Here is a 24128-nt window from a genome sequence, read left to right on the forward strand (position 1 = left end):
CCCGGCTACTGACCAGTACCTTTTACAGCTCGTCCTAGGCTGTGGTGATGTGGACCGACCTGAACCGACCCCCTCTCAACGCCGACAATCTGCGCGCGGCGCTCGTCCGAGGTGACGACGACAGCGACACCCGCAGGTTCTGGGCGCGGCTCGACGTGGTGCAGGAGACCGGGTCCACCAACGCCGATCTTCTCGCGCGGGCCGCGACGTCGAACTGCGACCGGCACGTGCTGCTCGCCGAATTCCAGGGCAGCGGCCGGGGCCGCCACTCACGCGCCTGGGTGAGTCCGCCGCAGGCGCAGATCGCGGTCTCCGTGTTGCTGACGATGCCGGGGATGAGCGTCCAGGACATGGGGTGGCTGCCACTGCTGACCGGTGTCGCCGTCGTCGACGCGCTCCGCGCTGCCGCCAAGGTTCCTGCGGAACTCAAATGGCCCAACGACGTGCTCATCGACGGCCGCAAGGTCGCCGGCATCCTCGCCGAGGTGTCCGCCACCGCACCGGATCCCGCGGTGGTCGTCGGAATCGGTCTCAACGTGAGTCTCACGAGGGACGAACTGCCCGTCGAGCACGCCACGTCGCTCGTCCTCGAAGGTGCCGAGGTCAGTGACCGCGACACCCTCGTGCGGGCGGTGCTGCGCGCCATCGCCGATCGCTGGCAGCAATGGCACGACGCCAACTGGGACGTCACGGAACTCGCCGAGGCCTACCGCGCCCGCTGCGGCACGCTCGGCCAGCGAGTGCGCGCAGAACTGCCCGGCGGGCGTGAACTGATCGGCATCGCAACGGACGTCGACGCGGAGGGCCGGGTCGTGATCGCCCCCGACGGTCAGCCCGGCACGATCGCCGTCGCCGCAGGTGACATCACACATTTACGCCCGGTGCGCACCGAGTAGTGCGACACTGTGGTACATGAGTACCTCAATTCCGGAGTCCTCCGTCACCGCAGCCCGGCGCACGTTGACCGGTCTCACGGTGGTGCTCGGTCTGCTCACACTGGGTCTCGGCATCGCGGTGCTCGTGTGGCCGCACGTGACGCTCACAGTGCTGGCGGTCCTGATCGCCATCCAGTTCTTCGGCTTCGGGATCGTCCAGATCATCCGGGCGTTCGCCGACGTCGAGGCCGGGGCAGCCGCGCGGACCCTGGTGGGCGTATCCGGCGCCCTGGCAATACTTCTGGCGTTCCTCGTGCTGAGGAGCCCCCTCCAGACCGTCGTGATCATCGCGCTCGTCGTCGGTGCGTGGTGGGTGTTCCGGGGTGTGCTCGAGATCGTGGAAGGCGCCTCGGGTTCGGTCGCGGATCGTGGGCTGACCATCGTGCTCGGCGTGATCAGCGTCGTCGCCGGCGGCTTCGTTCTCCTGCAGCCCGAACTGTCGCTCGAGGTGTTCGTGATCGTGGTCGGAGTGTGGATGGTGCTGTACGGCATCATCATCGTCATCACCCCGATAGTGCTCAGCCGCATGCGATAGAGGCACACTCTTCGCATGGGATATCCGGAGGACGCCCTCGCCGAGGACGAGGAACTGCTGCTTCACCGTCATCCACACTGGAAGATGCTGCTGCTTCCCGCCGTCACGTTTCTGCTGGCGACGGCCGTGGCGGGTTTCGCGGCGGGATTCGCCGAGGACAAGCTGGACGGCTCCGCGCTGAACGTCGTGCTCGTCGTCGTCCTCGTGGCATGGCTGGGCCTCGTCGTTTGGCGCTGTGTCGCGCCGTTTCTCAGCTGGAAGTTCACCCACTTCATCGTCACCGACCGGCGTGTCCTCATCCGCCAGGGTGTGATGACGCACACCGGGATCGACATTCCGATGGGGCGCATCAGCAACGTCCAGTTCCGGCACGGCCTCCTCGACCGGATGCTGCGCACCGGAACGCTGGTCATCGTGTCGTCCTCGGACGATCCACTGGAATTCGACGACATCCCCGACGTGCAGCGCGTCCACTCGCTGCTCTATCACCAGGTGTTCGACGCGATGGATCTCCACCGCGAACGGGAGCGTGACGACCCGCGCGGCGACGCCGACACCGGCAAAGGCTGGTAACCGGTCACAGCCGTCTTCGCACCTCCGTACGCTGTGGAGGTGACTGCTGTATTGCTTGCCGAAGACGACGAAGCCATTGCCGCCCCGCTGTCGCGAGCACTGGGCCGGGAGGGATACGACGTCACCATCGAGCAGACCGGCCCGGCAGCGCTGGAGCAGGCGCTCGACGGAGCGTACGACCTGTTGATCCTGGACCTCGGACTCCCGGGGATGGACGGTCTCGAGGTGTGCAGGCAGGTACGCGCCCACAGTTCGGAACTGGCGGTGCTCATGCTCACCGCACGCACCGACGAAGTCGACTTCGTCGTCGGACTCGACGCGGGCGCCGACGACTACGTGGGCAAGCCGTTCCGGTTGGCGGAGTTGATGGCACGGGTGCGCGCCCTGCTGCGCCGTCGCGGCGGCGGCGAGGATTCCGTCGTCGAGGTCGGCGGCATCCGGCTCGAGCCGGCAGCCCGGAGGGTGCTCGTGAACGGCACCGAGATCGCCCTCGCCAACAAGGAGTACGAGCTTCTCCGGGTGCTGCTCGAGCACGCGGGGCAGGTGGTGTCCCGCGACACCATCCTCGCGGAGGTCTGGGGCGACGTGGAACTGCGCGGCTCGAAGACACTCGACATGCACATGTCGTGGCTTCGCCGGAAGATCGGTGACGAAGGCCCCGCCGCCGAGCGTCGCATCGCGACGGTCCGCGGCGTCGGCTTCCGCATCAACACCGACTAGGCGGGGTAGTGCGCCGCAGAATTCTCCAGTCGATCCTCGCAGTCGTGATCCTGACGGCGCTGCTGCTCGGGGTGCCGCTCATCTACACGGCGTGGTTGTGGGTCGAGGATTTCAACCGGAGCGATCTCCAGGTCCGGCTCGATCGGATGGCGACGGAGATCATCACCCAGGAGGGCGTCAACGGCGTCGTCGAGGGAGATCTCGACACGAACTCCCTGCGTCTGCTGACGCCCGCCGGGGGCCGCCTGGTGGTGGTCTACCCGACCACCGACGACGGCGCAGCGCGAGTGGACATCGGCGAATCGTCCGTGCAGTCGCCTCTCGTGGAATCACTCGCGATGGGCACATCCGGTTCGCTACGCCTCGAGGTGCCGTCCGACGAGATGCGCACCCAGCAACGCCAGGCGGTCGGTGCCGTCGCGCTGCTGGTGCTCGTGTCCATCGCCGCAGGCACCGTGGTCGCCTACGTCACCGCGAAGCGGCTCGCCGATCCACTGCGGGACGTCGCCAACCGGGCGGCCCGACTCGCGGAGGGCGATTTCCGGCCGGACACCCGGCGTCACGGCATCCCCGAACTCGACCGCGTCTCCGACGTCCTGGACTCCGCGACCGTCGAGATCGCGGGACGGCTGCAGCGCGAACACGCGCTCGTCGCGGACGTCTCCCATCAGCTCCGCAGCCGCCTCACAGCCGTCCGACTCCGGCTCGACGAGCTGTCCGTGCACTCGGACCCCGCGGTCGTGGTCGAGGCCGACGAGGCGATGGCGCAGGTGGACCGTCTCACCATCGCGATCGACGAACTGGTCCGCTCGTCACGCAGCAGCGGCACCGAGACCCAGGTGTCGGTGATCCGGGAGCTCGGCGTGGTCATCGCGGACTGGAAGCGTCCGTTCGAAGACGCCGACCGCGAGTTGCTGCTGCGCGGGGACACGAACGTGATGGCGTCGACCACCGGTTCCCGGCTCCGCGAGGCCGTCGCGGTGCTCGTCGACAACGCACTCATGCACGGGGCGGGAACGTGCACCGTGGCGGTGCGCCTGATCCAGGGTCAGAATCTCAGGACGCCCGGCGAGGAGACGTCGCCCCGCGAGACCATGGTGTGCGTCGAGGTGTCGGACGAAGGAGTCGGGGTCAGCAACGACCTCGCGCCGCACATCTTCGACCGCGGATTCTCGGGGGCCGGTTCGACCGGTGTGGGCCTGGCGCTGGCCCGTGCGCTCATCGAGGCCGACGGCGGCCGGCTGGAACTGCAGCGTCGCCGCCCGGCCCTGTTCGCGATCTTCGTTCCCATCGCCCGCGAGCACGTGCCGACGCGGGTCACCGGGATCCGGGAACCGCGCTGACGATCAGGAGTGGCCGAACTCTTCCTCGACGGCCTCGTCGACGAGGTCCGGATCGATGATGTGCACGTTCTCGTCGGGGAAGGCGAACCGGCGGAGTGCCCAGAAGCGGAACACCATCTGCAGCAGGTTTCCGATGATGTAGTTGAGCACGAAGTCGACGACCACCAGCGTGGTCAGGTTCTCCTGGCTGGCGCGGATGTCGAACACGTTGTTGGCGATCCACAGCGGCGCCGCCGCGAGGAGCACACCGATCCCGCTGATCGTGAAGAACAGCAGGGCCTCGTGGTGACGTTCACGCCCGCCACGGTTCTTGAACGACCATTCGCGATTGAGAATATAACTCAGGACCGTCGCGAGAATTCCGGACAGAACTTTTGCGACAACGGGCTTCTCTTCGAGGATCGTCAGGCTCAGCGAATAGAAGATCGCGAGGTCGAAGATCATGGTGGTGCCGCCCACAATCGCGAACTTGATCAGTTCGTGATGCCGCAACGCGAGAGCCCGAAAAGGCTGGGGAACGCGTGCTAGGACGCCGTCGACAAATGACACAACGGATGAGTTTACGAAAGTCGGACCGGATACCACCAATTGGCGGCGAGATCATCAGGAGAATCACAGAAACTGCCCACCGGCACCTCGGCGGCGGAACCCAGCGCCGGACGTGACAAACTAGTGACCCGTGACCGGCAACTCTGACTCCACACCGCGTCCCACGACACCCCGCGATCTGACCGCCGGGCAACCCGTCGTGACGATGATCGGTGGCGGCCAACTCGCGCGGATGACCCACCAGGCCGCGATTGCGCTCGGCCAGACCCTGCGGGTGCTCTCCGGCACCGCCGACGAACCCGCAGCCCAGGTGAGCCCCGACGTCGTCCTCGGCAGCCACACCGACCTCGACGCGCTCCGCAGGGCCGCGGTCGGGTCGCACGCGCTGACCTTCGACCACGAGCACGTGCCCACCGAGCACCTCGACGTCCTGGTCGCCGAGGGCGTCAACGTGCAGCCGCCGCCGACGGCGCTCATCTACGCACAGGACAAGCTGGCGATGCGCCGCAAGCTCGCCGAACTCGGCGCACCGGTCCCGGCCTACGCCGAGGTGACCTGGGCCGAGGACGTCGTCAAGTTCGGCGCCGAACACGGATGGCCCGTCGTGATCAAGGCCGTCCGCGGCGGATACGACGGTCGCGGCGTGTGGATCACCGACGATTCCGACGAAGCCGAGCGCATCGTCACCCAGCAACTCGACCAGGGTGTCTCCCTCATCGTCGAGGAGAAGGTCGAGATGCGGCGTGAGCTGTCCGCGATGGTGGCGCGGTCACCGTTCGGTCAGGGCGCCACGTGGCCCGTCGTGGAGACGGTGCAACGCCACGGACAGTGCGCCGTGGTCCTCGCCCCCGCCCCGGCGCTGCCCGACTCGGTCGCCGAGGCCGCCGAGGAACTGGCGCTGCGCATCGCGTCCGAACTCGGAGTGGTCGGCGCGATGGCCGTCGAACTGTTCGAAACCACCGACGGCACGCTCGTCGTCAACGAACTAGCGATGCGCCCGCACAATTCGGGCCACTGGACCATGGACGGCGCCCGCACCTCACAGTTCGAGCAGCACCTGCGCGCGGTCCTCGACTATCCGCTCGGCGACACCGCACCGCTCGCACCGATCACGGTGATGGCGAACGTGCTCGGTGCACCGACGGCCCCCGAGATGAGCATGGACGAACGCGTCCACCACCTCTTCGCCCGAATGCCCGACGCAAAGATCCACCTGTACGGCAAGGGGGAACGTGAGGACCGGAAGATCGGCCACGTGAACATCGTCGGCGGACCCGGCTCGATCGACGACCCCGAGTACGTGGCGCGGGTGCGCGAGCGCGCCGAGCGCGCCGCGCATTGGCTCTCGCACGCTGAATGGACCGACGGATGGGATGTACACGGTGAGTGACACGGCAGCACGGCAGGGCGCACAGGTCGGGCTCATCATGGGCAGCGACTCCGACTGGCCCACCATGGAGGCTGCCGCCGAGGCGCTCGCCGAGTTCGGGGTGCGTTTCGAGGTCGGTGTCGTGTCCGCGCACCGCACACCGCAGCGCATGCTCGACTACGCGAAGGACGCGGCCGGCCGCGGCATCCAGGTGATCATCGCCGGCGCCGGTGGTGCCGCACACCTGCCGGGCATGGTGGCATCGGCCACCCCACTGCCCGTCATCGGTGTGCCCGTCCCGCTGAAATACCTCGACGGGATGGACTCGCTGCTCTCGATCGTGCAGATGCCCGCAGGTGTCCCCGTCGCGACCGTGTCCATCGGCGGCGCCCGCAACGCGGGCCTGCTCGCCGTCCGCATCCTCGGCGCCTCCGACCCCGCCCTGCAGCAGCAGATGGTCGCGTTCCAGGACGGGCTCGAGAAGATGGTCCTGGACAAGGACAAGGCACTCCGCGACAAGCTGCTGGGCTGAGCGCGTCGAACTGAGCCGCCACTCTTCGCTGCTCCGGGGGCCGAATCAGCCCTGGGGGAGCAAGGAGTGGCGGCTCAGTTCACTTCGGGCGCCGACTGCGACGCCGTCGACGCACCGAATCGAAGATCTCGCCGGCGACCACATCGGGATGCGCCAGCACGTCGTAGGCCGCGAAGCGGAGCACCATCCACCCCTCACTGACGAGCCAGTTCTGACGCCGTCGGTCGTTCTCGCTGTGGAACTCGCGGCCGTCGACCTCGACCACGATCCGGCCTCGAGCGGGAAAACGCGAAGGCTGAGCTCGCGACCGAGTACCCGCTCGGGTTCCGACGCGGCTAAGAGGGGAGCGTGGCGTAACAGCCGTCGTGCCGCGGGCGCGCCGTGCCGGCCGTGGTGAGCGGCGCAGAGGTCACGGTGCGGACCGACGCTCCGGTCGAGTTCGCTGTCGACGAGGGACGCCACGTCTCCTTCGGGCATGACGCCTGCGCAATCGAAGAGCGCCTGGGCGGGCGACACCGCCGGAAGAAGGGACACCATCGACACCGTGTGCGGTGCGAGGTCGCGGCGGTAACAGCCGAAGCCAGTCCGGCGGCGTGACGCGCAGCCCCGGGGAACCGTCGCCTCGACGACCGCCGGCTCGGGCAACCAGCCGTAGAGCCAGGCCGCGGTGCGGTGGCTCAGGACCGCGGCCGGCCGCCACGCCGACACGGCGGCGCACCGGATGTACGTGTCGGGTTCGACGCGGGAGTACACCGTGGGCAGCACGCGGTGGTAGCTGCCACCTCGGCACAGGGCGGCGATGGTGCTGCGGGGGATCCGGCGTCGGTGAGTTCTTTCAGGGTACGAATGCGTGCGGTCATGATCGGCAGCATCGTGGCGGGCGCGTCATCCCTGCCGCGCGCGAACTGAGACTTCAGGTTGGTCTGTGGATGGGCGAGAAGTTGTGGATGAACGTCGCCTCGAGCACTTATCCTGCGCCTGTGAAACGCAGCCGCGGTGTGCCGATGATCCGAGCGTCGCGGGGGAGCTCGCAGTCCGCGGCGATCACACGGCTGGCGTTAGCGTATGCCCGGCTGTGGGGTGCGCGCATCGCGTTCGACGCCGAGTTCGGCATCTTCGTGTGCAGCGGGATGCGGGGTGGGTACGCGCGCGGCGGGACGACGATCGGCGGCGCATTTCTCACCGGCCGGGAACCGGCGAGATCGCTCGTGCGACACGAAGCGGTCCACGCCGACCAATGGGCTACGTACGGGTGGACCTTCGCTCTGCGGTACCTGTTCGAGGAGTTGCGGCACCGTGGTGCCCGGAACAGGTTCGAGGTCGCCGCGGGCCTCGCGGACGGCGGCTACCGGGTGAGCTGACGGGTGATCTTCTCGGTGTCGACGCGCCTCGACCGGGCTGCGGCGTCGGCGTTGGTGACCTGCACGAGTGACGCGCCGGCCGCGAAGACCGCCACCAGACCGTCGATCAGGGCGTCGGGGGAGTCCCACGCCTCTTCGGACAGCACCCGGTCGGTCCCGGTGATTCCCTGCGATTCGGCGGAGGCGAGTGCTGCGGCGAGGACGTCGTCGACGCTCTTGCCCGCCAGTGCGGGTCCGGCGACCGTCGGCCGGAACTGGTCGCCGTGGACGCGCACGGACGTGGCGTAGTCGGTGATGCCGACGGGGAGGTCGGGGACGGGCCTGCCGAACGCGTCCAGCGACAGCGCCGCGACCTCGGGTACGTCCTCGACGTCGCCCAGGTGCTGGGCCGAGACGAGTGCGATCTCGGCGTCCGCATCGGCTTCGAGGACGACCTCGGCGCCGGCCCACCATGCGCCGAGCAGAACTGCGGCGGTTTGCCAGTGCGCGGGAAGGAGCACCGCGACGCGGGCGCCGGGCTCGACGCCGAACTCGTCACGCAGCAGGTTGGCGGTCTTGGCCGCCCAGTTGGCGAGGGTGAGGGCCGAGAGTTCGACCCGTTCGCCGGTCGCGTCGTCATAGAACGTGACGCGCGGGCCGGCCGGGTCGTTCTTCAGGATGGGGTCGAGCAGGGCGTCGGTCAGCGTGCGGGACGCATGGTTCATGGACACGATCCGTCTCTCGTTTTCTAGTTCACACAACGCGGGCCCGACGAGCCGGCATCGATGGGCGGGCCGGGCGGTGCCGGGGTGGGGGTCGTTCCTGCTGCGGACGCGGGCTCGAGGCCTGTCTCCGAGGACTCGGACGACGTGGTGGTGCCGGTGGTCTCGGCGGACGTCGGGCCCTGGTAGTCACTCGACAGCACCACCCGCACCGAGCCTTCGGGCAGTGTCGCGTCGGTGTCGGTGGGGAGTCCGCCGAGTGCTGCGGCGACCGCCTTGGCGCTGTTGTCGTCCGCGGAGTGCGCGAAGACGGTGGTCTCGCTCACCGACTGACCTGTGTAGTTGCCGACCTCGCCCTGGCCGTAGCCGAGCGACGTGAGGGCGTCGGCGACGCCGTTCGCGAGGCCCCCGACGTCGCTGGCATTTGCGACGTCGACGGTGACGGTCGAGGCGTCGATCTTGGGCGTCTCGGACGTTGTGGTGTCTTCCGAGTCGGTGGGCTCCTCGCCGACGAGACCGGCCACGTACTTCTTCACGTCCTTCGGCTTGACCTCGACGATGGACTCGCCGTAATCGGTCATGCCGTTGAGATCCGCGACCGGAATCGTCTCGAACTGCACCTTGCCGCCGGCGAGGTCCTGCAGTTGGGTGGCGAATTCGATGATGTCCCAGTCGTCGTCGAGCACCACCGAGCGTTGCACGGCGCCGCTGAGTTCGTTCAGCTTGCCGGGGTCGCTGAGCGTCTTCGCGGACAGCACCTTGCCGACGAGCGAGGCCATGAACACTTGCTGACGCACGATGCGGTCGAGGTCGCCGCGGGGAAGGTCGTGGCGCTGGCGGACGAAGCTCAGTGCGTCGGCACCCTTCAACGTCTGCTCACCGGCGGGGAAGTGCGCGCCGGACATGTCCTCGTCCACCGGTTCGTTGAGGCAGACGTCGACGCCGCCGACGGCGTTGGTGAGGAGGACGAACCCGAGCAGCCCGACTTCGGCGTAGTGGTCGACGGTGATCCCGGTGAGGTCGGCCACCGATTGGATGAGCGCCTCGCGGCCGGCCTTCGTCGACTCCTCCTCGGCTTCCTCGTCGGTGGCGCCGTCCTCGACGAGTTCGAGCCGCTCGGTCTCCTTGGTGGCCCCGTACGCGGCGTTGATCTTCGACATGCCGATGCCCGGCACGTCGACGTAGGAGTCGCGGGGGATCGAGATGGCGGTGGCGGAACTCCCGTCGTTGGGCACGCGGATGAGGACGATGGTGTCGGTGTTGGACGCCACTTCCTCGCCGGCCCGAAGCGAGTCGAGTTCGTCCTGGGACAGGGGGTTACCGTGGGCGTCGGTGCGGCTGTCGGTGCCGACCATGAGGATGTCGACGGCGCCGTCGGCGCTTCCGCCGAGTCCCAGACCGCCCGCGGTTGCCAGATTGTTGCGCAGCGAGTCGATACTCCGCCAGGCGAATCCCGTCACGACGAGGGCGAGCACCGACAGCACCGCCACAGCGATGTGAATCGGCCGCCGAGCCGTGCTCGGGGGTGCGTCTGGTGCGGGTTGCTCGTGTGACACGGAAACCAGGCTACTGGTCGACGCGCCGGGAGCAGGGAGGCGTCGATCGGCGTGCCAGACTGACCCCCGTGACGAAGATCCTTGTGACCGGCGCCCGGGGACAGCTGGGTGGGCACCTCCTCCGACGAGCCGAGGCGACGGGAATTCCCGCCCGGGGGGTGGGGTCCGCTGAGCTCGACATCACCGACCCCGGCGCGGTGAACGAGCAGGTCGAACCCGGATCGGTGGTGATCAACTGCGCGGCGTACACGGCGGTCGACGCTGCGGAGTCGGACGAGGACACCGCCCGGGCGGTGAACGAGACAGGGCCGGGGAACCTGGCGGCGGCGTGCGCCCGGGTGGGTGCCCGGCTGATTCACGTCTCCACCGACTACGTCTTTGCCGGGCAGGGCGACACGCCGTACGAGGTGGACGCCCCGACGGGTCCGGCGACCGCCTACGGACGCACCAAACTCGCCGGCGAACGCGCCGTCCACGCAGCGCTTCCGTCCGCCCACGTCGTGCGCACAGCATGGGTCTACACGGGGGTCGGCTCCGACTTCGTCTCCACCATGCTCCGGCTCGAGCGCGAACGTGACACGGTCGACGTCGTGGACGATCAGGTGGGCTCGCCCACATTCGCCGGCGACCTGGCCGATGCACTGCTCGAACTCGCGGGGCGCAGCGACGTCGACGCGCCGGTGCTGCACGCCACCAATTCGGGCCGGGCGAGTTGGTTCGACCTCGCGCGCGCCGTGTTCGAGGAAGCAAGCGCGGACCCGGAGCGAGTCCGGCCGTGCACGAGTGCCCAGTTCGTGCGGCCCGCCCCGCGACCGGCGTTCTCGGTGCTGTCCGGCCGCGCGTGGGCCGACGCCGGGCTGACCCCGTTGCGGCCGTGGCGAGACGCGTTGCATGCGGCTGTGCGTGAAGCGGTGTGAGGCGGACCTGCTCCCAACGGCTACGCTTGCCCGCGTGAGTTCGAAGCTGGCCGTGGTGACGGTGACCTTTTCGCCAGGTGAGCATCTGGAGCAGTTCCTGGGCACTCTCGCCGAGGCGACGAAAGAAGATCCGCAGGTCGTGATGGCCGACAACGGATCGACGGACGGCGCCCCCGAGGCCGCGGACGCGGCGCACGAGCACGTGCGCCTGCTGCGCACCGGCGGGAACATCGGCTACGGCGGTGCCATCAACAGGGCTGTGGCGGAGATCGACGACGAGATCGAATTCGTCGTCATCGCCAATCCGGATGTTCGCTGGGCGCCCGGATCGATCGACGTACTTCTCGCGGCCGCCGAGCGCTGGCCGCGAGCGGGGGCGCTCGGACCTCTCGTTCTGGAACCCGACGGGAGCATCTACCCGTCGGCGCGCCAGGTGCCCGACCTCGTGTCGGGTGCCGGGCACGCGATTCTGGGCACGGTGTGGCCGTCCAACCCGTGGACTGCCGGCTACCGCCAGGAGAACGAGACGGTCAGCGAGCGGTCGGTCGGCTGGTTGTCCGGTTCGTGCCTGCTGATGCGGCGCGCGGCCTTCGACTCGATCAACGGCTTCGATTCCCGCTACTTCATGTACATGGAGGACGTCGACCTCGGCGACCGCCTGGGCAAGGCCGGGTGGCTGAACGTGTACGTGCCCTCCGCCGAGGTCACCCACGCGAAGGGGCACGCCGCGGGCAAGCATCCGGAACTGATGCTGCCCGCTCACCATCAGAGCGCGTACCGGTTCCAGGCCGATCGTCATCCCCACTGGTGGCAGGCGCCGCTTCGGTGGGCACTTCGGGGAGGATTGGCAGTGCGGTCGAAGATCGCCGTGGCTGCCGCAGTCCGGGAACGACGCACGAACCAGAACGAGGGGGGAACGACTCATGGCAATTGAGAAGACGACCGACGCAGTGGTGCTGGTCGGCGGTCAGGGAACGAGGCTCCGCCCGCTGACGTTGTCGGCGCCCAAACCCATGCTGCCGACGGCGGGTCTGCCGTTCCTCCAGCATCTGCTCGCGCGGATCGGGGCGGCCGGGATCAGGCACGTGGTCCTCGGGACGTCCTTCAAGGCGGAGGTCTTCGAGGAGTACTTCGGCGACGGTTCCAAGCTCGGGCTCGAGATCGACTACGTCACCGAGACCGAACCACTCGGCACCGGTGGCGGCATCCGCAACGTTCTGCCGAAGCTGCGCGGTGACCACGCCATGGTCTTCAACGGCGACGTTCTCGGCGGTACCGACCTGGGCGCGATCCTCGACACCCACCGGAACCGGGACGCCGACGTCACCCTGCACCTCGTGCGAGTGGGGGATCCGCGGGCGTTCGGCTGCGTGCCCACCGACGCCGACGGCCGGGTCACCGCGTTCCTGGAGAAGACGCAGGACCCGCCGACCGACCAGATCAACGCCGGCTGTTACGTCTTCAAGCGCGAGATCATCGAACGGATCCCCGAGGGCCGTCCGGTGTCGGTGGAGCGCGAGGTGTTCCCGTCGCTGCTGGCCGAGGACGCCCGCATCTACGGACACGTCGACTCCTCGTACTGGCGCGACATGGGCACCCCCGAGGACTTCGTGCGCGGTTCCGCGGACCTGGTGCGCGGCATCGCTCCGTCGCCTGCGCTCGACGGACCGCGCGGCGAATCGCTCGTCCACCCGGGCGCGGGTGTCGCCCCGGGCGCGCTGCTGATCGGCGGGACCGTAGTCGGCCGCGGCGCCGAGGTGGGTGCGGGCGCGCGACTCGACGGCGCGGTGCTGTTCGACGGCGCCGTGGTCGAGGCCGGAGCGACCGTCGAACGGTCCATCATCGGTTTCGGCGCGCGCATCGGGCCGCGGGCTCTGGTGCGTGACGCGGTGATCGGTGACGGAGCGGACATCGGCGCCCGGTGCGAACTCCTGCGCGGGGCCCGGGTGTGGCCGGGCGTGACGTTGCCCGACGGCGGGGTCCGGTTCAGCACGGACGTGTGAGAGATCAACGTACCCCTGCCCTGAAGGGCCGGGTTTGCCAGTCGCGTCCCCGACTGGCTGTCAGGTGCGCGCCGACCGTAGGCCGGTTGATTAGGCGGCCCAATAGCCGTGCGTCGTGGTCATGTACTTCGCGTATCCCAGGTAGGCGATGTTCAACGCGGCATTGTGATCTGCCTGATCGACATGTCCACACACCCGGCACACAAACCGATCCTGTGTGATCCGGTTCGCCTTGTCCGCGTGTACTTGCCGCGGCGTGCGGTGACCGCCCCACCGGACCAGTCCGCCGACGCAGCGGTGTCATCGGAGGTGACCGCGAGGTTCACGATCCCCAGGTCCACGCCGAGGAACTCCTCGACCACTACCGGTTCGGGTGCCGGGACGTCGACCGTCGCGTGGAGGAACCACATGTTGTCGCGGAACACGAGATCTGTCTCACCACAACAGTGTTCCAGGAGTGCACGCTGCCACGGCGCGCACACGTACCGCACCGCTTTGAGTCGGTCTTCGCTTGTCCAGATACTGATCGTCGAGCCCTGCTGTTTCCAGGACAGGCACCGATCGTCGAACGGTTGCGCCGCCAACGCCCGGAACCCGATCGCCGCGGCGGCGATATCCGTGGCGCGTTTGCCGCCACGCGGACCATAATTACCGGCCTCGAGGTTCGCGCCCCGCGTCGCGTAGGCGTCCGCGACCTTCTTGATCGTGCGGACCGCCGGTTGCGCCGACAGTCCCAACGCCTTCAACTGGTGGTAGACGGCCTTCTGCAGGGCGAACGCGCGGCAATCCTCGCTCGCTTGCGCGACCCGTGACGCCACGCCTGCGGCGGTGTTACACAACATCAGCGTGTCGTGCAGCGCATGCGCCTGCGCGTCGGTGGGGGCAAGTTTGATCTTCACCACCCGTCCGATGCTCACCCGCTGTGAGGAGATCATGGCAGAGGTGTGTGACGCGTTCGGTGTGGCGCTGACCGAGTTCAACGCGAAGCACGATCACGTGCATCTGCCGATCCACGACCCACGACCCACCGACAGTTGAACCGTCAATTCTGGCACCAGCCTCGAGGGTGTCTCGGCACGGCATCCGCGACAGCAATTTCCCCCGACCACACCCGGGCAAACCTCTGCAGTCACTCTTCGCCACCATCGTATTTCGTTGCCTCCGCCGGAGAGACCCCGCAATCAAACGTCGCCCCATACATCACCAACCAGAAACAGCCCTGATCCCGGGGGAGTCGTGCAGTCCCAGCTCTACCACGCAACTCTGATCGGCTACCTCCGGCCATGAAGGGCCCGGCTTCCGCCGAAGCGCTGGTGAAGTGACGCACGGCTTCACACGCTAAGTGGCGCCCGACGATTCGTTTACGGAGGGATCGGCGATCCGGACCCGAGGCGTCCCAACGGATTACGCGGATGATCGGATCGGGTTGCCGAGCAACGTGCGGCCCGTTCGGGGGATCTCGGCTACGCCGACCCGGCGATCTGGGGAACATCCCCCGGCGACCGTATCTCGGCGAAACGCCCGACGTCGGAACAGCGCCGCTAGCGCAGTCCGGCCAGGTGCACGAGCTGGTCGATCGTGGACTTCTCCGCGTTCGGCGGCAGTGCGGCCACCGGCCACCAGCGGAGGTCCGTCGATTCGGAGCTGCGCACGATGTGGGCGTCGCGCCGCGCGCGGACGAGGAAGCGGAGATCCAGGTGCCGGGTGGGTTGTCCGAGTGAGCATGTGATCGGGTGGGTGTGCGCCGACAGCAGGTCGGGATCGATCCGGAGGTCGGGAATTCCCGATTCCTCGCACGCCTCCCGCAGCGCGGCGTCGACGACGGTCTCGTCGGAAGGCTCGCAGTGCCCGCCCAATTGGATCCACCGGCCGACCCTGGGGTGCAGGGTCAGGAGCACGTGACATCCTCCCTCGTCCAGGACGAGGGAGGACGCCGTGATGTGTCCGGGTGCGTGCTCCCGCAGGCACCCGAGCGGCGCCGACGCGAGGAACGCGAGCATGGTGTGCCGCAATGATTCGTCGTTCTCGTCGAGCGTCTTCCAGCCCTCGAGTGCGGCGGTCGCGGTGCGGTGCAGTGATTCGGCGCTCATTGCGCGTGGGTCATCTCTCGATCAGGGCGTCGCCGGGGTCGGCGGCGTGTCGGGGGGTCAGTGGTTCGAGGGGGTGGCCGACGGCGATCGCGCCGAGGGGTTGCCAGTCGGCGGGCAGGTCGAGGGTGCCGCGGACGGTGTCCGGGGCGAAGATCGTCGACCCGATCCAGCAGCTGCCGATTCCCTTGGTCGCCAACGACACCAGCAGCCCCTGCACCGCGGCACCGACCGCGACGGTGAACATCGTCGACTCCGCCGCCCGCCGGCGCTGATCGGGGTAGTGGTGGGCGCCGTCGGGGACGCAGAACGGGATGATCACCTCGGGTGCGTCGAGCAGGATGTTGCCGCGGGCCACCCGTGTGTCGATCGCGTCGGCGCTCATCGCGTCGGCGGCCAGGTCGGTGCGCCACTGCTCCCGCATCCGGGTCAGCAGTGCGTCGCGGACCGTGCGGGTGCGGATCCACACGAACCGGACCGGTCGGGTGTGGTGCGGGGCGGGCGCGGTCAGCGCGTCCGCGATCGACGCCCGCACCGCGTCCGGGTCGACCGGGTCGGTCGCGAAGTGGCGAACCGAGCGGCGCAGCAGCACCGCCTCCGCCCGTCCCAGCTCGACGGATTCGGCGGTGCCGAGCCAGAACAGGTCCTCGGCGCCGCGGCGGATCAGATCTTGTGCCCGCGAACCGTCGTCGACCAGATCCAGGCCCCGCACCACCGCGACCGGTACCCCACCGAGCTTGCCCTTGACCAGATCGCCCGCGGCGGCGATCTCGTCGGCGACCGCCACCTCCGTCACCACCAGTTCATTGCCCTGACTGTCGCGGGACCCGGCGTACCCGTGCAGCACCGGCAACCCGACCGCACCGATCGCGGCGTCGATCTGACCGTTGCGCCACGCCCGGCCCATGGTGTCGGTGACCACCACCGCCACCCGCACCCCCAACGCCACCTCGATCGCCTCGCGCAGGGCGGCGGCGCTGGCATCGGGATCCTCCGGCAGCAACGCCAGTTCGGAACCCGCCACGTTCGAGCCGTCGATCCCCGACGCGGCCTGCACGATCCCGAGCCGGTTCTCGGTGATCAGGGTCCGGCCCTTGCGGGCCACGATCCGGACCGCTTCCTGCTCGACGAGGCGTCGGCGGGCCGCGTCGCGTTCCTCCGGGTCGGTCGGGGAGGACACGATCCGGCCCTCGACCTTCGAGAACACCTTGCTGGTGACCACCAGCACGTCGCCTTCGGCCAGCCACGGCGCGGCCGCGACGATCGCGGCCGCCAGGTCGTCGCCGGGCCGGAACTCGGGCAGGCCCGCGATGGGCCGGATTTCGATCGCACCGCCCGGGGCGTGATCGAGCCCGGACGCACCCGCGGGTTCGGTCACAACGTCACCCCCGCCACGTCCAGCGCCGCCCGCGCCATCGCCGCGGTGGCGTCCGGGTCGGTCATGATCAGCGGCACACTCCGCACCTGCACCCCGGGGACCTCCGCGGTGTCGGTGTCGTGCACCAGCCAGCCGTCGAGGATCCCGGTCCCGGACCGGGCCCCGTACCAGCGGCCGATCGCCTCCGCCGAGGTGTCCACCCCGATCACGTCGAGGCATTCGTCGGCCATGCCCCGCAACGGTTTTCCGCCGACGATCGGCGAAATCCCGACCACCTTCGCGGCGGTGGTGCGCAGGCCGCCCCGGATCCCCGGCACCGCCAGGATCGCCCCCACACTGACCACCGGATTCGACGGCGCCAGCAACACGATGTCGGCAGTCTCGATCGCCTCGAGCACCCCCGGCGCCGGCGCGGCCTGCTCGGCGCCGATGTGCGCGAAGCTGTGCGTCGGCACCTGGGCGCGGTACCGCACCCACCACTCCTGGAAATGGATCGCCCGCTGCTCCCCGTCCTCGGGATCGGTGATCACGACGTGAGTTTCACTACGATCATCGGTCACCGGCAGCAAGCTCACACCCGGTTGCCACCGGTTGCACAACGCCTCGGTCACCGCCGACAACGGATACCCCGTCCGCAGCATCTGGGTGCGGATCAGATGGGTGGCGATGTCCCGGTCCCCGAGCCCGAACCAATCCGGTTTCGCACCATAGGCGGCGAGTTCCTCCCGGGCGTTCCAGGTTTCCCCGGCATGCCCCCACCCACGCTCGGTGTCGATACCACCGCCGAGGGTGTACATGCAGGTGTCCAGGTCCGGGCAGATCCGCAACCCGTGCATCCACACATCGTCACCGACATTGACCACCGCAGTGATCCGGTGCGCGGAATCGGCGCCCCCACCACCGGGCGCATCGGCCCCCAGAAGTCTCCGCACGCCTTGCAGGAACCGGGCCCCACCCACCCCGCCAACCAATACAGTCACGTTCACGGTGCAAGCCTAGGCGGTGGCCGCCCGCCTCCCGTGTGCTGCTTCCCCGGAGCGAATCGAGAGCGCGAAATAGTAATCGACTTTCAACGGTTAGCTTGACCGCGACACGCTGGGCGTGTCTAATCACAAATATGTCATTCCGACGTTGTGGGCGTGGGATCGCTTGCAGCGGGGATCAATTCGAACGGTTGTTCGAACGGGTGGCAGGGGTGTTCGGTTCGGGGTACATGATCGATCGAAATTTTCTGCGCTATCACAGGTGAGGAGGCGGAACGATGCCCAATGAGCAGATCGAGTCGGAGACTCGCTGGAGCACAGTAAGCGACGAACCGCAGACCAATTCCGAAGCAGGCGCAGCGGACGGCGTCTGTGTTCAAGAAGTCTGTGTGCAAGAAGCCAGTGTGCAAGAAGACAGTGTGAAAGTAATTTCTGTGCCGGAACTCGTTGCACAGGAAGTCGAGACGACGGGCCCCCGCCCGGCGTTGAGTCTGGTGACCGGTTTCGACGAATTGTTCGAGACCATCGAGGATCAGTGGCAGGAGCGCGCGCTCTGTGCGCAGACCGACCCTGAGGCCTTCTTCCCCGAAAAGGGAGGCTCCACCAGGGAAGCGAAGCGCATCTGCCTGGGCTGTGAGGTGCGGGACGAATGCCTCGACTACGCACTGGCCAACGATGAGCGGTTCGGTATCTGGGGTGGCTTGTCGGAGCGTGAGCGCCGGCGCCTGAAGCGGGGGATCGTCTAGTTCAGTCTTCGTCGCCCGGCAGATCCGGGTCGATGACCTCGGGTTCGACTCCGAGGTACGTACTCACCTGCTGTACGAGCACGTCGTGCACCAGGTCGGTGAGATCGTCCGGGTCCTTGGCGCGCTGTTCGAGCGGTCGCCGGAACAGGACGACTCGCGCCCGCGTCGTGGATCCGTGCCGGTCGATGCCGGCCGGGATCAGTCGGGACAGTGGCACGGGCCCGTCCGCCACGACCTCGGCGGGCCAGTTGACCGAATCCGGGTCGAGAGCATGAATCTTCGGGACCTCGTCGACCGCGATGTCCAGCTTCGTCAGGCGTTCGCGCCAGCGCGCGTCGATCGGCGCGAACGCCTCGAGCACCACCAGATCGAACTTCTCTGCGCGGCTCCGTCGTGCCGGCGCGTCCGGAGGGAACACGGACCCGCGGATTCCCCGTCCCCGTCGGTCGACGGATCGGGTGGTCACGGGACGCCTGCGTCGTGCTCTGGACATGGTGTGGACATTACGACAGCCGCACACTCTCGGTGTGTCCGAGTAGGTGTCGGGCCTTCGTGGGGCTAGGCTCCCTAGCTGTGAGATCTCTGCGTCGATGCTGCCGCCCCGGGTGTAAGAACCCCGCTGTCGCGACGCTCACGTACGTCTACTCCGACTCCACCGCCGTCGTCGGCCCGCTCGCCACGGTCGACGAGCCGCACTCGTGGGATCTGTGCGAAACGCACGCGTCGAGGATCACCGCACCCAAGGGCTGGGAACTGGTTCGGTACGAGGGTGGGTTCTCGTCGAGTACCCCGGACGAGGACGACCTGACCGCGCTGGCGGAGGCCGTGCGGGAGGCGGGCCTCGGCGATCGCTGGCGGTCCGAACGGACCGTGTCCACCGAGGATCGCGCGGAGACCGGCACCCAGCCCGGCCCGGCGCGCACCGGTCGCCGCGGCCACCTGCGGGTACTTCCCGACCCTTCCAACTGACGTCCCCGCCTGCTTCCGGGCCTGCGGCCCGCGGCGTGCCGTGCCCGCGACGGGCAGGCATTAGGCTTGCGCCAGCACTGGTGCTCGTAAAGGAGAAACAAGAAGTGGCGCGATCAGCCGAGTCCGTACATGCCGTGATCAAGGCTTACGACGTGCGGGGTGTCGTCGGTGAACACATCGACGCCGCGTTCGTGCAGGATGTGGGTGGCGCATTCGCACGACTCGTTCGCGAGGACAGCGCCACGAAGGTCGTGATCGGCTACGACATGCGCGCGTCGTCCCCGGAACTGGCCCGCGCATTCGCCGACGGCGTCACCGCCCAGGGCCTGGACGTCGTACTCATCGGTCTCGCGTCCACCGATCAGCTGTATTTCGCGTCGGGGCTGTTCGACTGCCCGGGTGCGATGTTCACGGCGAGCCACAACCCGGCGAGGTACAACGGCATCAAGCTGTGCCGCGCAGGCGCGAAGCCGGTGGGGCAGGAGACGGGCCTCGCCACGATCGCGGCCGAGGTCATCGACGGGGTTCCGGTGTTCGACGGCGCTCCCGGCGCGGTGTCCGAGGAGGACGTGCTCGAGCGGTACGCGAGCTTCGTCCGCGGACTGGTGAGCCTGTCCGACCTCCGCCCGCTGACGGTGGCCGTCGACGCGGGCAACGGCATGGGCGGGCACACCGTTCCCGCGGTGTTCGAGCCGATGCCGGTGAAGCTGGAGCCGCTGTACTTCGAGCTCGACGGCACGTTCCCGAACCACGAGGCGAATCCGCTCGACCCGGCGAACCTCGTGGATCTGCAGCGATACGTCCGTGAGACCGGTGCCGACATCGGTCTGGCCTTCGACGGCGACGCCGACCGCTGCTTCGTGGTCGACGAGCTCGGCAACCCCGTGTCGCCGTCCGCCGTCACCGCCCTGGTCGCGGAGCGGGAGCTGGCCAAGGAGCCCGGCGCCACCGTCATCCACAACCTCATCACGTCCCGCGCGGTGCCCGAGCTGGTGACGGAGCTGGGCGGACACCCGGTCCGCACCCGGGTGGGGCATTCGTTCATCAAGCAGCAGATGGCCGAGACGGGCGCGATCTTCGGCGGCGAGCACTCCGCGCACTACTACTTCCGCGACTTCTGGGGCGCCGACTCCGGGATGCTCGCCGGACTGCATGTTCTCGCGGCGCTGGGGGAGCAGGATCGTCCGCTGTCCGAGCTGATGGCGAAGTACGAGCGGTACGCGGCGTCGGGAGAGATCAACTCGACCGTCGCGGACGCCGCCGAAAGGACCGACGCGGTGTTGTCGGCGTTCGCAGACCGCACCACGGTCGTGGACCGGCTCGACGGTGTCACGGTCGAACTCGCGGACGGTGCGTGGTTCAACTTGCGGGCCTCCAACACCGAGCCGCTCCTGCGGCTCAACGTGGAGGCGGCGACGGCGGCCGAGGTAGATGCACTCGTTACCGAGATACTGGGCATCGTCCGAGCCTGACTGCCATAGTTGGAACTACAGGTTCTGCACGTGTTGCGAATGTGGCTTGCACTGACGAAGAAAGGGGGTGCGGTGTCATGACAGCGCCGACGCCCCTGTTCGATCTGGACGACGGGGACGCACTGGTCGCGGCGGACACCGAGGGCGTGTTGCGGTCCGCCGCCATGGGGGGTGCCCAGATCCGGGCCACCCGGTCCGCGGTCGAGGAGGGGGCTCTCGAACGACTGCAGGGGCTGCGTCCGCGCAGCGTGGTGGTGGTGACCGGCGCGGGGCGTGCCAGCCGCGGGGCGGCGATCCTGACGGCGGTCCTCGCCGAACGGATCGGTTTCCCGCTGGTGCGCGCCACCCGGACCCCCGTGTGGGTGGGCCCGCTCGACGTGGTGGTGGTGGCCGGCGACGACGCAGGCGACCCCCGGCTCGTGCAGGCCATCGACGCGGCGGTGCGCCGCGGCGCCGAAGTGGTGGTGGCGGCGCCGGACGAAGGGCCGTTGCAGGCCGCGGCGGCCGGACGGGTCGTCATGTTCGCGCCGCGGGTCCGGGCACTCACCCGGCACGGTCTGCTGCGGTACTTCGCCGTACTGCTGGCCGTCCTTCGGGTGGTCGGTTCGGAACGCTGGGGCGACGAGGTTCCCGACCTCGAGCAGATCGCCGACGCCGTCGACGGTGAGGCGCTGCGTGACAGGCCGAACAGCGAGGTGTTCCACAATCCCGCGAAATCGTTGGCCTCCCGCATGCAGGGACGCCGCATCGTGCTCACGGGTGACACGGAGAGCACGGTGGAACTGGCCCGGCACGGCGCCGAGGCGCTGCTGCACGCGGGTCGTGTGGCGACCGCGTCGGAACTTCCGGACGTTCTGAGCGCGGCGGGCACGTTCCGTGTCGACCAGGCGCTCTCCGCGCACGACTCGATATTCCACGATCCCGAGTTGGACGGTCCGCCCTCGGCCAGCCCGGTGCGCACGTTCGTGTTGTCGGCCGACGCCGATCGGATGCTCGTCGAACGCAGGATCGCCGCCCTGGGCGACGTCGACCTCGTCGTCGCATCCTCGGACGAGGGCCAGGTTCCATCGCAGCGTCCCGAGCTGGAACAGGCGGCGGTTCTCGTCGGCAGGCTCGACATGACTGCCGCGTATCTCCAGTTGATCGGCGGTATCTAGTGCACCGACTCGAAGGTGCGCTCCGGTCCTACGCGTGGGGATCGCGCACAGCCATCGCACAGCTGCGTGGACTTCCGGTTCCCACCGCGCATCCGGAGGCGGAACTGTGGTTGGGCGCGCACCCGGGTGATCCCGCCCGCGTCCTCACCGAGGAGGGGCCCCGGTCCCTTCTGGACCTGGTGCACTCGGAACCCGAACGCCAGCTCGGCAAGCGGAGCGTGGAGACGTTCGGCGATCGCCTCCCGTTCCTGCTGAAGTTGCTCGCGTCGGAGGAACCCCTGTCGTTGCAGGCCCACCCGAGCACCGAGCAGGCGTGGGAGGGGTTCGCCCGGGAGAACGAGGCGGGAATCCCGCTCGAATCCTCGGTGCGCAACTACAAGGACGCCAGCCACAAACCCGAACTCGTCGTGGCCCTCAGCCGGTTCCACGCGCTCGCTGGTTTCCGGGACCCTCAGCGGACGGTCAAGCTGCTCGAGGCGATCGCGGTTCCGGAGCTGCAGCCCTACGTCGGCCTGATTGCCGGACAACCCGACTCGGACGGTCTCCGCGCGCTGTTCACCACGTGGATCACGTTGCCGCAGCCGGTGCTCGGCGCGCTGATGCCGAGGGTGCTCGACGGATGCGTCGCCTATCTGTCGAATACGAAGGACGGCGAGTTCGCAGCGGAGATCCGCACGGCCCTCGAATTGAGTGAGGTGTACCCGGGAGACGCGGGGGTGCTGGCCGCGCTCCTCCTGAACCGGGTCACCCTCGAACCGGGGCAGGGCCTGTACCTCGACGCGGGCAACCTCCACGCCTACCTGCACGGAATGGCCGTGGAGATCATGGCCAACTCCGACAACGTGCTGCGCGGGGGACTCACACCCAAGCACGTGGACGTTCCGGAGTTGCTGCGCGTCCTCGACTTCGACACCGTCGACATTCCGATACTGGAGGCGCAAGAGCGCCCGGGCAGTGGCGAATTCGTGTACTCCACGCCGGCGCCGGAATTCGTTCTCGCGCGGATCGATCTGTCACCGGACGGCCCCACGGAGCACCGGCTCGACTCGGAGGGACCGCATATTCTGCTGTGCACCTCGGGTTCGGTGGAGTTGCGGTGCGGAACCGATGCCCTCGAACTGTCCCAGGGCAACGCCGTCTGGATCGCGGCCGAGGACCCCGAAGTGGTGGTGACCGCGGGCACCGAGTGTGCCCAGTTGTTCAGTGCGAGGGTCGGCCCGCCGATCGCGTAGCCTGTGACCCGCCCTGCGATCCGAGAAGGGCTCCGCGGCCCGTCGTGAGGGTCGTGCGCGACCGAGAGGAGAAGTCAGTTGTCGGCTCATGGGGGAAAGAAGGCGATTCTCGCCGCGCTCGGCGCCAATGCCGGTATCGCGGTAGCCAAGTTCGCCGGCTTCCTGATCACCGGCTCGTCGTCCATGCTGGCGGAATCCGTGCACTCGGTGGCCGATACCTCCAACCAGGGCCTGCTCCTGCTCGGCCAGAAGAAGGCCGAACGCGCCGCAGACGATCTGCACCAGTTCGGGTACGGGCGTAGCCGCTACTTCTACTCGTTCGTCGTCGCGCTCGTGTTGTTCAGCCTCGGTTCGCTGTTCGCGATCTACGAGGGCATCCACAAGATCCAGCACCCCGAGGAACTCACGTCGCCCCTCGTGGCGGTGGTCATCCTGGTGATCGCCATCGGGCTCGAGACGTTCAGCTTCCTCACCGCCGTGCGGGAGTCGCGTCCCCTCAAGGGGACAGCGAGCTGGTGGGGATTCATTCGCACGTCGCGCAGCCCGGAGCTTCCCGTCGTGCTGCTCGAGGACACCGGTGCACTGGTCGGTCTGGTTCTCGCGCTCGGTGGTGTCGGACTGACGATGCTCACCGGGGATCCGGTGTGGGACGGTGTCGGCACCCTCTGCATCGGCGCCCTGCTCGGAATCATCGCGATCATCCTCATCGTCGAGATGCAGAGCCTGCTGATCGGTGAAGGAGCCACCGCCGACGAGGAGTCGCGCATTCTCGCAGCCCTCGTCGACGGCGAGAAGATCGAGCGCGTCATCCATTGCAAGACTCAGTACCTCGGACCCGAGGAAATCCTCGTGGCCGCGAAAGTGGCCGTGGCCGCCGGATCGGACATCAGCGCGGTCGCCGAAGCCATCGACGAGGCCGAGGCGCGAGTGCGCGGCGCAGTCCCCGCGGCTCGCCGCATCTACATCGAACCCGACCTGTTCCGGGCAACCGAAGGCATAGGCTGAACGGC

28 protein-coding genes are annotated in these 24128 nt (G+C 68.4%); 18 read left to right on the forward strand and 10 right to left on the reverse strand.

Features of this window, described 5'->3' with window-relative positions:
* The first annotated feature begins 47 nt into the window (after nt 1–47).
* From PSR88_RS32060 to PSR88_RS32080, 5 genes are read left to right on the forward strand one after another with little or no spacing between them, the layout of a single operon-like run.
* Nucleotides 48–896, forward strand: a complete 849-nt coding sequence (locus PSR88_RS32060; RefSeq protein WP_029539458.1) for a biotin--[acetyl-CoA-carboxylase] ligase — start codon at nt 48–50, stop codon at nt 894–896.
* A gap of 16 nt (nt 897–912) precedes the next feature.
* On the forward strand, nt 913–1470 hold the full coding sequence (locus tag PSR88_RS32065) for an HdeD family acid-resistance protein (protein ID WP_009479500.1): 558 nt from the start codon (nt 913–915) through the stop codon (nt 1468–1470).
* Between the two features lie 15 nt (nt 1471–1485).
* Nucleotides 1486–2043, forward strand: coding sequence for a PH domain-containing protein (locus tag PSR88_RS32070; protein ID WP_016883186.1), 558 nt, complete (start codon nt 1486–1488; stop codon nt 2041–2043).
* 39 nt (nt 2044–2082) lie between these two features.
* Nucleotides 2083–2763, forward strand: a complete 681-nt coding sequence (locus PSR88_RS32075) for a response regulator transcription factor (RefSeq protein WP_025432276.1) — start codon at nt 2083–2085, stop codon at nt 2761–2763.
* A gap of 8 nt (nt 2764–2771) precedes the next feature.
* The gene (locus tag PSR88_RS32080) at nt 2772–4106 is read left to right on the forward strand and encodes a sensor histidine kinase (RefSeq protein WP_011598244.1); all 1335 of its coding nucleotides are present in this window, start codon (nt 2772–2774) and stop codon (nt 4104–4106) included.
* A 3-nt stretch (nt 4107–4109) separates the two neighbouring features.
* Here the strand turns inward: PSR88_RS32080 and PSR88_RS32085 are convergent, their stop codons facing one another.
* Nucleotides 4110–4655 carry a GtrA family protein gene (locus PSR88_RS32085; RefSeq protein ID WP_037179117.1) on the reverse strand — a complete coding sequence of 182 codons (546 nt, stop codon included), beginning with the start codon at nt 4653–4655 and terminating at the stop codon, nt 4110–4112.
* A 130-nt stretch (nt 4656–4785) separates the two neighbouring features.
* On the opposite strand from PSR88_RS32085, the gene PSR88_RS32090 reads away from it, so the two are divergent.
* Together PSR88_RS32090 and purE are read left to right on the forward strand one after the other, a co-directional pair.
* On the forward strand, nt 4786–6045 hold the full coding sequence (locus PSR88_RS32090; RefSeq protein WP_009479505.1) for a 5-(carboxyamino)imidazole ribonucleotide synthase: 1260 nt from the start codon (nt 4786–4788) through the stop codon (nt 6043–6045).
* The gene (purE, locus tag PSR88_RS32095) at nt 6029–6556 is read left to right on the forward strand and encodes a 5-(carboxyamino)imidazole ribonucleotide mutase (protein ID WP_005563291.1); all 528 of its coding nucleotides are present in this window, start codon (nt 6029–6031) and stop codon (nt 6554–6556) included. Before PSR88_RS32090 ends, purE begins: the two co-directional genes overlap by 17 nt.
* Nucleotides 6557–6635: 79 nt before the next feature.
* Here the strand turns inward: purE and PSR88_RS32100 are convergent, their stop codons facing one another.
* Nucleotides 6636–6821: a DUF559 domain-containing protein gene (locus PSR88_RS32100; RefSeq protein ID WP_016883185.1), complete on the reverse strand. Its 186-nt coding sequence runs from the start codon at nt 6819–6821 to the stop codon at nt 6636–6638.
* Nucleotides 6822–7503: 682 nt separating this feature from the next.
* On the opposite strand from PSR88_RS32100, the gene PSR88_RS32105 reads away from it, so the two are divergent.
* The gene (locus PSR88_RS32105) at nt 7504–7917 is read left to right on the forward strand and encodes a hypothetical protein (RefSeq protein ID WP_050787535.1); all 414 of its coding nucleotides are present in this window, start codon (nt 7504–7506) and stop codon (nt 7915–7917) included.
* On the opposite strand, the gene PSR88_RS32110 is transcribed toward PSR88_RS32105, so the two are convergent.
* Both PSR88_RS32110 and PSR88_RS32115 read right to left on the reverse strand, forming a co-directional pair.
* Nucleotides 7902–8621, reverse strand: a complete 720-nt coding sequence (locus tag PSR88_RS32110; RefSeq protein WP_011598249.1) for a TIGR03089 family protein — start codon at nt 8619–8621, stop codon at nt 7902–7904. The genes PSR88_RS32105 and PSR88_RS32110 overlap by 16 nt on opposite strands.
* Nucleotides 8622–8644: 23 nt before the next feature.
* Nucleotides 8645–10108 carry an LCP family protein gene (locus tag PSR88_RS32115; protein ID WP_016883182.1) on the reverse strand — a complete coding sequence of 488 codons (1464 nt, stop codon included), beginning with the start codon at nt 10106–10108 and terminating at the stop codon, nt 8645–8647.
* Between the two features lie 134 nt (nt 10109–10242).
* On the opposite strand from PSR88_RS32115, the gene rfbD reads away from it, so the two are divergent.
* Genes rfbD through PSR88_RS32130 form a run of 3 tightly spaced genes read left to right on the forward strand, consistent with a single transcriptional unit; the run spans nt 10243 to nt 13094 of the window.
* Nucleotides 10243–11091 carry a dTDP-4-dehydrorhamnose reductase gene (gene rfbD, locus PSR88_RS32120; RefSeq protein WP_016883181.1) on the forward strand — a complete coding sequence of 283 codons (849 nt, stop codon included), beginning with the start codon at nt 10243–10245 and terminating at the stop codon, nt 11089–11091.
* A 34-nt stretch (nt 11092–11125) separates the two neighbouring features.
* Entirely contained in the window at nt 11126–12025 is a 900-nt protein-coding gene (locus PSR88_RS32125; protein ID WP_005264672.1) for a glycosyltransferase family 2 protein, read from the forward strand.
* Complete coding sequence (locus PSR88_RS32130) at nt 12015–13094, forward strand: sugar phosphate nucleotidyltransferase (protein WP_009479513.1); 1080 nt, start codon at nt 12015–12017, stop codon at nt 13092–13094. The genes PSR88_RS32125 and PSR88_RS32130 overlap by 11 nt, the downstream gene beginning before the upstream one ends.
* A gap of 90 nt (nt 13095–13184) precedes the next feature.
* On the opposite strand, the gene PSR88_RS32135 is transcribed toward PSR88_RS32130, so the two are convergent.
* Both PSR88_RS32135 and PSR88_RS32140 read right to left on the reverse strand, forming a co-directional pair.
* Entirely contained in the window at nt 13185–13298 is a 114-nt protein-coding gene (locus PSR88_RS32135; protein WP_337461514.1) for a hypothetical protein, read from the reverse strand.
* Nucleotides 13247–14029, reverse strand: coding sequence for a transposase (locus tag PSR88_RS32140; RefSeq protein ID WP_016883179.1), 783 nt, complete (start codon nt 14027–14029; stop codon nt 13247–13249). Before PSR88_RS32140 ends, PSR88_RS32135 begins: the two co-directional genes overlap by 52 nt.
* On the opposite strand from PSR88_RS32140, the gene PSR88_RS32145 reads away from it, so the two are divergent.
* Nucleotides 14028–14132 carry a hypothetical protein gene (locus tag PSR88_RS32145; protein WP_016883178.1) on the forward strand — a complete coding sequence of 35 codons (105 nt, stop codon included), beginning with the start codon at nt 14028–14030 and terminating at the stop codon, nt 14130–14132. The two genes, PSR88_RS32140 and PSR88_RS32145, sit on opposite strands and share 2 nt — an antisense overlap.
* Nucleotides 14133–14635: 503 nt before the next feature.
* On the opposite strand, the gene PSR88_RS32150 is transcribed toward PSR88_RS32145, so the two are convergent.
* Genes PSR88_RS32150 through cofD form a run of 3 tightly spaced genes read right to left on the reverse strand, consistent with a single transcriptional unit; the run spans nt 14636 to nt 17545 of the window.
* Complete coding sequence (locus tag PSR88_RS32150) at nt 14636–15184, reverse strand: NUDIX hydrolase (protein WP_016883177.1); 549 nt, start codon at nt 15182–15184, stop codon at nt 14636–14638.
* Between the two features lie 10 nt (nt 15185–15194).
* Nucleotides 15195–16559 (reverse strand): coenzyme F420-0:L-glutamate ligase, encoded by a 1365-nt coding sequence (locus PSR88_RS32155; RefSeq protein ID WP_011598255.1) that lies wholly within the window; start codon nt 16557–16559, stop codon nt 15195–15197.
* Nucleotides 16556–17545, reverse strand: coding sequence for a 2-phospho-L-lactate transferase (gene cofD / locus PSR88_RS32160; protein WP_029539457.1), 990 nt, complete (start codon nt 17543–17545; stop codon nt 16556–16558). Before cofD ends, PSR88_RS32155 begins: the two co-directional genes overlap by 4 nt.
* 482 nt (nt 17546–18027) lie before the next feature.
* On the opposite strand from cofD, the gene PSR88_RS32165 reads away from it, so the two are divergent.
* A complete protein-coding gene (locus PSR88_RS32165; RefSeq protein WP_166680705.1) occupies nt 18028–18288 on the forward strand; it encodes a WhiB family transcriptional regulator in 261 nt (86 codons plus the stop codon).
* Nucleotide 18289: 1 nt separating this feature from the next.
* Here PSR88_RS32165 and PSR88_RS32170 read toward each other — a convergent pair whose 3' ends face one another.
* Complete coding sequence (locus PSR88_RS32170) at nt 18290–18781, reverse strand: metallopeptidase family protein (protein WP_029539455.1); 492 nt, start codon at nt 18779–18781, stop codon at nt 18290–18292.
* 80 nt (nt 18782–18861) lie between these two features.
* Between PSR88_RS32170 and PSR88_RS32175 the strand changes: the two genes are divergently transcribed.
* The 5 genes from PSR88_RS32175 to PSR88_RS32195 all read left to right on the forward strand — a co-directional run bounded on the left by PSR88_RS32175 (nt 18862) and on the right by PSR88_RS32195 (nt 24123).
* Nucleotides 18862–19257 (forward strand): DUF3499 domain-containing protein, encoded by a 396-nt coding sequence (locus PSR88_RS32175; RefSeq protein WP_009479520.1) that lies wholly within the window; start codon nt 18862–18864, stop codon nt 19255–19257.
* Nucleotides 19258–19361: 104 nt separating this feature from the next.
* Complete coding sequence (locus PSR88_RS32180; RefSeq protein WP_011598258.1) at nt 19362–20729, forward strand: phosphomannomutase/phosphoglucomutase; 1368 nt, start codon at nt 19362–19364, stop codon at nt 20727–20729.
* A gap of 77 nt (nt 20730–20806) precedes the next feature.
* Entirely contained in the window at nt 20807–21886 is a 1080-nt protein-coding gene (locus PSR88_RS32185) for a hypothetical protein (protein ID WP_009479522.1), read from the forward strand.
* A complete protein-coding gene (manA, locus tag PSR88_RS32190; RefSeq protein WP_009479523.1) occupies nt 21886–23118 on the forward strand; it encodes a mannose-6-phosphate isomerase, class I in 1233 nt (410 codons plus the stop codon). The genes PSR88_RS32185 and manA overlap by 1 nt, the downstream gene beginning before the upstream one ends.
* 78 nt (nt 23119–23196) lie before the next feature.
* On the forward strand, nt 23197–24123 hold the full coding sequence (locus PSR88_RS32195) for a cation diffusion facilitator family transporter (protein ID WP_016883175.1): 927 nt from the start codon (nt 23197–23199) through the stop codon (nt 24121–24123).
* Nucleotides 24124–24128: the final 5 nt, after the last annotated feature.

The organism is Rhodococcus sp. DK176 (assembly GCF_038447315.2).
Classification (GTDB): Bacteria; Actinomycetota; Actinomycetes; order Mycobacteriales; family Mycobacteriaceae; genus Rhodococcus_F; species Rhodococcus_F jostii_A.